Annotated in this window: 12 protein-coding genes and 2 tRNA genes; 7 read left to right on the top strand and 7 right to left on the bottom strand. The window is 37.3% G+C overall.

Annotation, left to right across the window (positions count from 1 at the left end; all coding sequences use genetic code 11):
- The 3 genes from CK510_RS31875 to CK510_RS19210 all read left to right on the top strand — a co-directional run.
- A partial coding sequence (locus CK510_RS31875) for a hypothetical protein (RefSeq protein ID WP_095723233.1) occupies nt 1-372 on the top strand: 372 nt, incomplete at its 5' end.
- A gap of 15 nt (nt 373-387) precedes the next feature.
- Nucleotides 388-555 (top strand): EVE domain-containing protein, encoded by a 168-nt coding sequence (locus CK510_RS32880; protein ID WP_211293230.1) that lies wholly within the window; start codon nt 388-390, stop codon nt 553-555.
- A gap of 260 nt (nt 556-815) precedes the next feature.
- The gene (locus CK510_RS19210) at nt 816-1298 is read left to right on the top strand and encodes a MarR family winged helix-turn-helix transcriptional regulator (RefSeq protein WP_245912222.1); all 483 of its coding nucleotides are present in this window, start codon (nt 816-818) and stop codon (nt 1296-1298) included.
- A gap of 463 nt (nt 1299-1761) precedes the next feature.
- Here CK510_RS19210 and CK510_RS19215 read toward each other — a convergent pair whose 3' ends face one another.
- From CK510_RS19215 to CK510_RS19225, 3 genes are all read right to left on the bottom strand, one after another.
- Entirely contained in the window at nt 1762-2043 is a 282-nt protein-coding gene (locus CK510_RS19215; RefSeq protein WP_095723234.1) for a hypothetical protein, read from the bottom strand.
- A gap of 179 nt (nt 2044-2222) precedes the next feature.
- Nucleotides 2223-2963: a dienelactone hydrolase family protein gene (locus tag CK510_RS19220; RefSeq protein WP_095723235.1), complete on the bottom strand. Its 741-nt coding sequence runs from the start codon at nt 2961-2963 to the stop codon at nt 2223-2225.
- Nucleotides 2964-3309: 346 nt separating this feature from the next.
- Nucleotides 3310-4836 (bottom strand): slipin family protein, encoded by a 1527-nt coding sequence (locus CK510_RS19225; protein WP_095723243.1) that lies wholly within the window; start codon nt 4834-4836, stop codon nt 3310-3312.
- A gap of 601 nt (nt 4837-5437) precedes the next feature.
- Between CK510_RS19225 and CK510_RS19230 the strand changes: the two genes are divergently transcribed.
- Nucleotides 5438-5638 carry a hypothetical protein gene (locus CK510_RS19230; RefSeq protein WP_095723236.1) on the top strand — a complete coding sequence of 67 codons (201 nt, stop codon included), beginning with the start codon at nt 5438-5440 and terminating at the stop codon, nt 5636-5638.
- A gap of 91 nt (nt 5639-5729) precedes the next feature.
- Here CK510_RS19230 and CK510_RS19235 read toward each other — a convergent pair.
- Both CK510_RS19235 and CK510_RS19240 read right to left on the bottom strand, forming a co-directional pair.
- Nucleotides 5730-5805: transfer RNA gene (locus CK510_RS19235), tRNA-Asn, on the bottom strand.
- Nucleotides 5806-5880: transfer RNA gene (locus CK510_RS19240), tRNA-OTHER, on the bottom strand.
- A gap of 231 nt (nt 5881-6111) precedes the next feature.
- Between CK510_RS19240 and CK510_RS19245 the strand changes: the two genes are divergently transcribed.
- The gene (locus CK510_RS19245; protein WP_095723237.1) at nt 6112-7167 is read left to right on the top strand and encodes an agmatinase family protein; all 1056 of its coding nucleotides are present in this window, start codon (nt 6112-6114) and stop codon (nt 7165-7167) included.
- A 349-nt stretch (nt 7168-7516) separates the two neighbouring features.
- Nucleotides 7517-8608, top strand: a complete 1092-nt coding sequence (locus CK510_RS19250) for a glycosyltransferase family 4 protein (protein WP_095723238.1) — start codon at nt 7517-7519, stop codon at nt 8606-8608.
- Nucleotides 8609-8791: 183 nt separating this feature from the next.
- On the opposite strand, the gene CK510_RS19255 is transcribed toward CK510_RS19250, so the two are convergent.
- Complete coding sequence (locus tag CK510_RS19255; protein ID WP_143289352.1) at nt 8792-9400, bottom strand: hypothetical protein; 609 nt, start codon at nt 9398-9400, stop codon at nt 8792-8794.
- A 26-nt stretch (nt 9401-9426) separates the two neighbouring features.
- Here CK510_RS19255 and CK510_RS19260 point away from each other — a divergent pair, with 26 nt between their 5' ends.
- Nucleotides 9427-9696 carry a hypothetical protein gene (locus CK510_RS19260; RefSeq protein ID WP_095723240.1) on the top strand — a complete coding sequence of 90 codons (270 nt, stop codon included), beginning with the start codon at nt 9427-9429 and terminating at the stop codon, nt 9694-9696.
- A gap of 428 nt (nt 9697-10124) precedes the next feature.
- Here CK510_RS19260 and CK510_RS19265 read toward each other — a convergent pair whose 3' ends face one another.
- Nucleotides 10125-10394 (bottom strand): hypothetical protein, encoded by a 270-nt coding sequence (locus CK510_RS19265; protein WP_095723241.1) that lies wholly within the window; start codon nt 10392-10394, stop codon nt 10125-10127.
- Nucleotides 10395-10445 lie beyond the last annotated feature (51 nt).

The following is a 10445-nucleotide window of genomic DNA, read 5'->3' on the forward strand; positions in this document are numbered from 1 at the left end:
GTTAATAATCAATTATTTACCAAGTATTTTTTAGATATCCGACTTGTAGAACTAAAACAGCTAAGTAGTAATTTTCTTGATTTGCATTGGTGGATAAGTGCTGGGATTGCGGCATTTTCTGGGTTTTTGTTTGGTGTCACCTATCGCTACATCATTCGCACTGACAGCAACCCCCATCTCAAATCTGGAGGAATCATGGCTTTTGGCTTGGTGCGAGGTTTAGCACAAGTCGATGTGGCAATTAGCTATACAAGTAACATTGTGCCCCTTGTGGTGCTAGCGGGAGAAAGCATCATTTGGTTTGCACTTGCTGCGTTAATTCTGGATATCACGATGCAACTCGGCTGGATTCAACCCTTTCAATCAAATTAATGACTACCCAAAATATTGATTTTTTGTGGCATCAAAAAACAACCGACAAAAGCGATCGCAGGTAATTTCATGCAAGCATGTCACGGAAATAGCAGCTTGTTGAGGCGATTAAGCATAAGTGCCTGGGTAATTTATTACTCATCAAAATCAAAATTTGGGAATGCAAAAAATGTCAAACTTTAACTGCGATCGCAGAATTGTAGACGAATCAGTTTATCCTTATGATATGGGTAATGGTTCTGCACCATTCCGCCGTAATGTTGATTTTTTTTGATTGTTGTGAAGTAACGATTTTACCTTTAATTCCAAATTTACCTTTGACAAAGAATAAATGCAACTGGGGCTACATTTTCCGATTGAATTTTTAAAGATTCAACACCCCAATTTTGAGGTAATTAGTAGCCTAATGTTGCCAGAACAGCAAAAAATTGAGGTAGCATCCGTTGAACTCACCAGGCACAAATAACCAAATCTTCCAGTTTGAAAGTCCAGACAATAGCCCAGGATTTTTACTGTGGCAAGTGTCTAATCTTTGGCAACGAAAAATGAATTCTGGACTCAGTAAATTGGGATTAACACACGTACAGTTTGTGCTATTAGCTGGAATTGTTTGGCTCAGTAAAGGGCAAGAAACTGTTACACAAGCTAAATTAGCTGCTCATGCTAAGACTGACATTATGATGACTTCTAAGGTAATACGTGCTTTAGAACAAAGAGGTTTACTGAAGCGGGAGGTTGATTCAAAAGATACTAGGGCAAAGTCATTAACAATTACTCCAGAAGGGCATGATTTGACAGTTGCGGCAATTCACATAGTCGATCGAATTGATAATGATTTTTTTAGTACGTTAGATGAGCATCGGGCAGATTTGAATTCTCATCTGTTGAAAATTCTTGCTTCTAGTAGATATACTGCAAACGGGTAAAATCTGGACTTCTGTCATACTGTAGCTTGCTACTTACAGAAGCCGCTTGCGCGTCTAAGTATCTTCAAGATTTTCACGCTTGTTAAAAGTAAAGTTCTAACCCGTTTTTAGTATAGTTAAGGGAAAAGGGAAAAAGGGGGATTTTTGAAATTTAGAAATCGCAAGGATAATTGAAACGTAATTAAGTTGTCAAGAATGGTGTTTTAAAAGGGGGTGGACAAATTGCCCACCCCTTTTTGATAAAATCAATATTGACATTCCCACAACAAAAGTATGGGATTCTTGGGCTGAAAACAACTTATTTCAGTTTCCCTACTTTAAGCCTTACGTCATCATGTCGCACTCTTTCAGGTGCTTCCTCAAGCGTTGATTTCTGCGTGCCCCGCAGTATAGGGATTATTATAACATGTATTAAAGTAATATTTTGAGGGTGGTCATATATATTTAATTTTACATCGCCCCGTCAGTTGTGTAAAACAGGTATTTGAATTATGGAAGGTATAATCGAATAACATTCACCAACAATGAGAGTCGGTAAATTAGTGGAGTCTTCAGAAGGGTACAAATAACCTTCAATTTCGCTACCTAGCTTTAATAATTGATTGGCACGACACCAGCAAAATTCATCTTTTCCAGATTCATTATCTTTTGAATAAACAATAAAGTAGCTTTTATCTGAGCTATCTTTGGCGACAACTCGAAACCTTTTGTAGAGTAATGAAAAATGCACTTGTCTTGCTAGCATAATTTAGTTATTATTAATTACTCTGTATTTTTTATAGCCGACAGTATTCTGATTTGATAACGAGAAAGAAAAAATAAACTTATCAAGTCATATATAAATAATTGAAAAAGACCCTTAGTAAATACACGTAAATTGGCGAATAAAAATACAAACCCATTTACCGATTAAAATTGTGACATTCAACTTGCAAAAATGCGATTCAGAAATTTAGTGATTTCCAACCAAGCAGAAGTTGTAGCTACAGAGTCATACCTGTAACCATCATCACGCATAAATGTATGTTCGGCTGCATATAAAAAGACTTGGTGGGGTATTTGTGCTGCTTCAATAGCTTTAATGAGGGTATTGCGATCGCACTCAGGAATATGTGGATCGAGTGTACCTAAAACTAGCATTATTTCCCCTTTGATTTCCCTTACCCGTTGAATTGTGTCAGCAACATCTTTCCCTAATTTACCACTGGGGATTCCTGTGGGATAGCAACAAACGCTAGCTTTAATTTCGTCTTGAAATGCTGCTCGAAATGATAAATGTCCACCAATACAAAAACCGAGAGTAGCAATTTGATTCGGTATTACTGAATTATCGGCTTTTAAAAAATCAATTACCGCACGAGCATCAGCATCATATTCATTAACTAAAGTACGACGAGCATCATCATTACCCCGCATTCTGCCAATATCATCGGGTTCAATTACCATCCCAACAGACTCAATTCGATGAAAAATTTCTGGTGCTGCAACTACATAACCAAATCCAGCTAAGTAATTAACCATGCGAATCATTGCATCACCAAGTTGATAAATATCGCTGTAAAATAAAATACCTGGATAAGTTCCTGGTGTTTTTGGTGATGCAACATAAACACGCATTAAACTATCATTTACTCTTAAGTCAATGTTGCGTTTGACAATTTGCATAATGTTTCAGAAGTATAAAAGTTACGGGTTAGAATCATTGATATAGTTAAAGCAATAAATCCAAGCAAAACCATTGTCAAGAGATTTTGCGAGAACATCTCTATGAGCTTAACTGAGTAGGATTGAAACAACCATATATTAAATCTAAAATCTTGACAGAAATACTTCCAATACTTGTCAGTTAAGAATTTTTTGAATAATTTTAGGTTTGTAGAGACGTTGCAGTGCAAAGTCTCTACATGATTCAAATTTCAATCGATTTATCTTAACCGAGCAGCATTAGAATTACTTCAGTATTTGCGATAAGCAAAGCTTAATGTCAAAGGCATATCGCAACCCACTTTAATTACTCTCGATTAATTCGGATCAAATCCGTCAAAATATTATCCAAGCTGCCATTAACCTGAATCCTGTCAATTTTCTCTGCAATCCGCTCCAACACTTCCAACTCCTTCAACCGCAATGCAACCGGGTTATCCTCCATAACTCTCGCGGTATTCAACATACTGCGGGTTGCTGCGGTTTCTTCCCTGCGTCTGACTACGTTTGCTTGTGCGGCTTTTTCTGCCTCCACAACCTTACTTAAAATCGCTTTAATTTCCCCAGGCAAAATAATATCTTTAACCCCTACAGAATCAAATTCAATTCCATAGTCTACAGTTTTCGCACGAATGTATTCCCCTATACTTCTATCAATTGCCCCTTTATCCTCTAATAACGAATCTAAAGTCCGTTCGCCAACTGCCGCACGTAAAGCGAACTGTAATTCTTTGTACAAGAAACCAGAAATATCCGCCAAACCATTTTTTGCCTTCAGTACATCTTGGATACGGAAAGCAGCAGTTAAATTCAAGCGCAGAGGTACTTTATCTTTGGAGAGGATTTCTTGTCCAGATACCTCAATGTTTTGCGATCGCAAGTCAATGGCTTCGGTTTCAAATAAGCGTCCAAATATCCACCAAGCATGGATTCCTGGTTGTAACTGGGATTGAAATTCCTGGTTAATGTACAGCAAACCAATATGCTGTGAAGGAACTTCGCGAACATGTAAACTGTTGCGACTGAGCAATAGAGTTTCTGGGGTTCCCGAAATCAATTCTGCGATTAAGTTAGGTGGTAATTTGATATTATTACTTATGTCGATAATTTCTACCTCAACACCTTGCCAGAATAACTTACGACTGGTAGGAGGTAAAATTGCAATCACTTTTCGTTGATAGCGAACAATGGCAACTTGATTATTTAGTAATTGTACGACTTCGCAGTATGCATTAATAAATTCTGGATGTCTTTCTATAAGTAAATCTTCTGCGGGGAATTGGGGATTGGGAATAATTCGACTGAGTGATTGAATTTTTACAGCTTTGTATACAGACCAAAATGCATATTCTCCCGGTTCTAGAGGTTGAACAAAATTATTTTGTACATATAGCAAACCAATCTCAGATTCGAAAATTTGGAATTTTGTTAGTCCATTTAAAGTAATACCTCGGATTTGTTGAACAAAGTTGGCTGGTAATTCTAAACTTTCTTCCAAGTTGAAAATATGGGATTCCACCTCAATAAAACCACGCCAAAATGCCCGTAATTGATTTGGTGCGACAGTCAGCCAGTTTTGTCCTAAGCGCACTAAAGCTGCTTGGTTGAATGTGGTTCGTACTATTAATAGGTGTGGTTCGAGTTCGCTGGGATAGTCTCGCAACAACAATTCTAGGCTATCAATTGCTGCTTCTGGTTCGTTCAAATCATAGATTTTGACTTGCCAATGTCTAGCAAAATAAGTATGTGTACCTGACTCTAAAATTTTATTAAAGTCGCTGCGGTGATATAAAATGCCAATTTCATTAGGTTTAATATAAAAGGTTTTCCACATATTAATTTGAATAGATAATTTTGGTAATTTGAATAACTGTATCCAGCGAAAAATTTGAGATAAAAACATTTAAAGTATACCTTAAGATAAAATAAACCGGGTTTATCAGCACAAGTAAGATTCTGCTGGATACATAAGTCTAAGAAGCCCGATTTTTACCAGCACATTTAATCTGAATATTCACTTTATAAATGGTCTCTCAGCAGTCTGCTATCCTACTAAATTATGTGATATAGCAATCTATTATCTTTTCCTTCTTTCTTCACTCTGTGTCTTGGCGTTCTTGGCGGTTCATTTCCTAATTTATATTTTTCACGAATCAAATAGGACTGCTATATAATCTCCAATTATCGTATACTAAAAACGGCTTGGAGTTTGGCTTTTAAACGCGGAGGTTCGCAGAGAGAAGTTTGCGGGAGATTATTCTTCCGCAAAACTACCCTAGCCCTAAGAGGGCGGCTACGCCAACGGGAACGCTAAAAGCGAACGGCAAGTGAAGCGCAAAGTTACGCGGAGAATATTTACACATTTTTTTTAACTCTGTCAGTACAAGTCTTTACAGTTCCGATGCGGGCAAAAGCTTCTTCAAAACTGGATTAAGATGGCTGGAATCTTCCTAAAATTACCCGCAGGTAATCAAAAGGAAGAAAACAATCATCAAATATGGCGTTCAATTAACAAACCTAGAATCCCCGTAGAGAAAATAAATATGGGAAATGAAGGACATACTCAAGTTAGGAAAAAATGCGATCGCTCAAGCTCTTTACTGCTAATAAACACTTGCATGACAGAGTTTGATTAAATAATGGAATCGAACCATTTTGGGATTTCTCCCGTACCAAAATTGGATACCGTCCGTAGAAGGCTAGTGTCTTTTAACCCGGACAGGGTTTTGGGTAAAAGTACAGGATTTGAACCTGTTACAAATCGATTAATAGTCGATCGCTCTACCAAATGAGCTAACTTTTGTGGGGTATGATGTAGGATTTGAACCTACGTCCAACCGAAAATTTCGGACGCTCTACCAAACTGAGCTAATCACACTATGAGATAGTTCAAAGTACTTTGCGGTATACGCTCAATCCAAAGGTTGACGTACCAGTAGGGATATAGAATCCTAACTATAGCTTGGTAACTTTGCTACTATTCGGTTCCAATTTAGCACAGGAAAAATTGAGATGTGGAAAAGTGAAAATGTAGAAGATATTAATGAATTGGGAAAGCTATACTGCTTTATATCAAGCACATATTCTCTTGTTTCTATAACTCACAGCCATGCATCAACCAATCCCAGAATATAATCCTAGCGGAGTTGGACAAGCCAACGGCAACCTTTTTGGTTTACCATGCGATCGCGATTCGGCAAATTTAATTGTTTTTGCTGTACCTTGGGAGGTTACTGTTTCCTATGGTGCGGGTACTGCAAATGGTCCACAGCAAATTCTCAATGCTTCTCCCCAATTAGATTTATTTGATTTTGATAATTCTGATGGTTGGAAACAGGGAATTTTTATGCAAGAGATTTCCTCAGATATTTTAGAAAAAAATACATATTATCGCGCACAAGCTGCAAAGATTATTCAACGATTGGAATCTGGTCAATCACTTGTAGAAATACCTGATTTAACACCTGTATTGAACGAAATTAATCAAGCTTGTGCAAATGTGAATAATTGGTTATTTCAACAGTGCCAGCAAGCGATGAATAGCGGCAAACAAGTTGCTGTAATTGGGGGAGACCATAGCTCCCCATTAGGTCTTTTCCAAGCACAAGCAGAGAAGTATGCTAGTTTAGGTTCCGATTTTGGGATTTTACATATTGATGCCCATGCCGATTTACGCGATGCATATGAAGGGTTTGAATTCTCCCATGCTTCGATTATGTTTAATGCCATGAAAATACCGCAAATTAGTAAATTAGTTCAAATTGGTTTGCGTGATATTTGTCAAGAAGAAGTTGATATTATTAACAACTCTAATAGTCGAATTGTTGCTTATTACGACACAAAAATTAAACAAGAAATGTATTCCGGCAAAACTTGGTTAGATTTATGTCGAGAAATTATTCAGCATTTACCCGAATACGTTCATATTAGCTTTGATGTCGATGGATTAGACCCGAAATTATGTCCAAATACAGGTACTCCCGTTCCTGGTGGTTTAGAATTGGAACAAAGTTTTTGCTTGTTTCGAGAATTAGTGAATAGCGATCGCAAAATTATTGGCTTTGACTTGTGTGAAGTCGGGGATGCTGAATGGGATGGAAATGTGGGAGCTAGGATTGTCCTAAAACTGGCGAATTTGATGAATTTGTCAAATAAAATTCAGTAGGCAAAATACCCTACTATTCGCAAGCTATGGAATTTAATTATCAGTAAGATTACGGTTTCTAATTTGAGGTTTTTGTTCTATGTAGCAACGAAATTTATGAGAAAAATAAGATTATTTGTATTTTCTCTATCCTTAGATAGATGCAAAATTATTGTTTGTCCGATTAACGTCAATGGTAAGTAAATGTTTCGACACTCATTGGAGATGAGTTTTCGGTTCAGTCTGCTGAAGTTGCGCGAATAGCGGGATGGAGGTAATTGTCAATTTCAGGTTCAGGAAGATTTATCGACCTAAATCTGGTTGTCAGTGACAGTGGTAACAGCTAAATGACGGCTGAATCGTACACATTATGAAAATCGCACAAATCGCCCCCCTGTGGGAACAAGTCCCACCTACTACCTATGGTGGTACAGAGTTAGTCGTGAGTCGTTTGACTGATGAATTAGTTCGCAGAGGTCACGAGGTCACGCTATTTGCTTCCGGTGATTCGCAAACATTAGCTCATTTGGAAGCTGGTAGCCCTTGTGCTTTGCGGTTAGACCCAAACATCAAGGAACATTCAATTTACGAGCTTCAGCATCCTGCTAATGTTTTCCAACGTGCTGGTGAATTTGACATTATTCACTCCCATGTAGGATTTTGGTCTTTGCCATTGGCAGCGATGGTGTCAACCCCAACGGTACATACATTGCACGGTACTTTTACCCGTGACAATAGCAAGATTTACAGACAATATCACACGCAAGCATACGTTAGTATTAGTGATGCCCAGCGTTTGTTAAATATTAATTATGCTGCGACTGTGTACAACGGTATTAGTGTTGACCTATTTCCGTTTTATGAGCAGCCACAACAACCTCCTTACTTAGCGTTTCTGGGACGTTTCTCTCCAGAAAAGGGACCGCAACATGCTATTGAAATTGCCAAAAAAACAGGTTGGCGGTTGAAAATGGCTGGTAAGGTGGATGTGGTAGATCGGGAATTCTTTGAGCGAGATGTTGCTCCCCATATTGATGGTAAGCAAATCGAGTTTTTAGGAGAACTAAACCACTCACAGAAATCTGAACTTTTAGGGAATGCCTCGGCAACCCTCTTCCCCATTGCCTGGTGTGAACCGTTTGGTTTAGTGATGGCAGAGTCGATGGCAACTGGTACACCAGTAATTGCCAGGGCAATGGGTTCTGTACCGGAAGTTATCGCTAATGGAGAGACTGGTTATGTCTGCAACACCTACGAAGAGATGGCAGACATGGTATCCAAAGCTGTGAAATTAGACCGTCGAAAATGTCGAGAGCATGTCGAGCTTAATTTTAGTGTTGCTCGAATGGTCGATGGTTATGAAGCAGTTTACGAACAATTAGTAGGCGATCGCAATTTCAGAAATTGGTTCAATTCTGCGCTCCGTAACTCGTTGGAATCAATTACTGCCTTCAAGCGTTAGGTTCGTTACTTTTTTGTTCTTTCTAACTCACATCTTCGCGATAAGCGGAGCTTAATGCCCCAGGCATATCGCAGTGCTTTAACTGGCATTGATTTACGATACTACTCAATTAGGCTCCCATTTGTTGGGAGTTTTTTATTGGGTTTTATTAGAGCCACATTATATCATGTACTCAATGAATAATCAACCAAAATTGAATGAAAATGAGATTCCACCCAAAAACCAACCGAATGTCAATCCTAATGCAGCAGTAGTAGAAAGAGTCAACATTGCGGCAAGAAAACTTTGAAGGAATTTATTTAATCTTGCTCCTGCATTAGTTGTAATTATCATTAGATTGCAATACCAAACTAAACGTAAAATAGTTTCCCAGTTAGTAATTCGGAATAGTATTAATGTAATTGCTGTGAGGAAAAATAGCATAAAAAGACCATTGTCGCTGATGGTATCTAGCAAGACAAAGGCAAAGAATAAGATATTTAGACCGTATAAAACCATTGTAATTGCAGAAAGAGAAGGTAAATCTAGATTTGCGATCGCAAATGCGAGAATACCCCACGACACTACAAAAGACGATTGCAATATCCAAGTGTAATTAAAAATTTCATATAAAATAAAAGTTAGAGGGAAAATTGCGAAGCAAATCACTAGTGGAAAACTAGTAGAAGATACTCGTAAGAACCAACCATTACAACCACAAATTACTAAAAAAGCGATTAACCAAACCCAATCAGTCAACTTCGGTTCTTGGAGAAGTGCCGAGTAGTAATCTTTTCTATGAATATTTCCCACTGAAAGTATTTAAGGTGACAATAAATATGTTTAAGAATCACCTTAAATTTAGCAATATAAGTCTGATTTTCTGCGATAAATACAACACAAATGCTACGATCGCGATCGCTTGGACTTGCGAAGCAGTCTATTTAACAGGGGGAAGCTTTAGTTCGATGCCTACTTTCTGTCCTATTTCCAGAACATTGTTTGTAAAGTCTGCCATTTCTGCGATTGGGGTAGCGACTACAGTAGCAGCAGTTAGTAAAGCTGCTAGACGCTTTTTGAGTTTGGGTAAACAGAATAGAAAAATGTAATTCAGGATTTGTTCGATTTCGTAAATGTTAGGTTCAAGATTACTTAAAAGTCTTCATCTAAGTCTTATAAGTATCATTAAGATAAAATTATTGTTCACTCATTTCTAATTTTGGCTCTTCCGTAGATGTTATGCAGAACTTTAAACGAAAATTAGGGATTTGCTTTTAAAATCAAGGCTTTCAGGCAGTTATAACTTTGATTTTATCCCAAAGGCTTAAAAATCAAGATTAAAAGCTATCTTTCTTGTCCAGCAAGGAATCTAAGCTATTTTATCGATGTTTTTAGCATAACAAGTAATGAAGAACCCTAATTTTTCCTATCTTAATTTAGTTAATTTTTCTAGGTCAGTATAAATAATTAAATCTCTACCACTGCGATTTTTAGGTAATGATAGAGGTTATACGGAAGGATTAGAGATAACTTTAAATCAATTTTGTAGATACTGTCTTTCTTTTGAAGTTAAAGGTCTTTCTTGCCATTGACCATTTTTTAAAACATAAGCTTTTTCGTTATAACCTTCACGGTCACGAACTAACCAAGTTGACTCTCCAGTTTGAGAATCTTGGTAGTAGTGATGATGAATATTATTTATGTTTCCTGATACAGGTTCTACAATAACACCACTACCATTAAAAACTAGCTTTACAGTAATTTCATCACCACTTGGCAAAGGTAAGCTAACTATTTCGCTACTCATGATTTACTAGTTATGTAATTTTCTACAATATTATTTTTTAATTTTTAATTA

Origin of the sequence: Brunnivagina elsteri CCALA 953 (assembly GCF_002289455.1) — a bacterium.
Classification (GTDB): domain Bacteria; phylum Cyanobacteriota; class Cyanobacteriia; order Cyanobacteriales; family Nostocaceae; genus Brunnivagina; species Brunnivagina elsteri.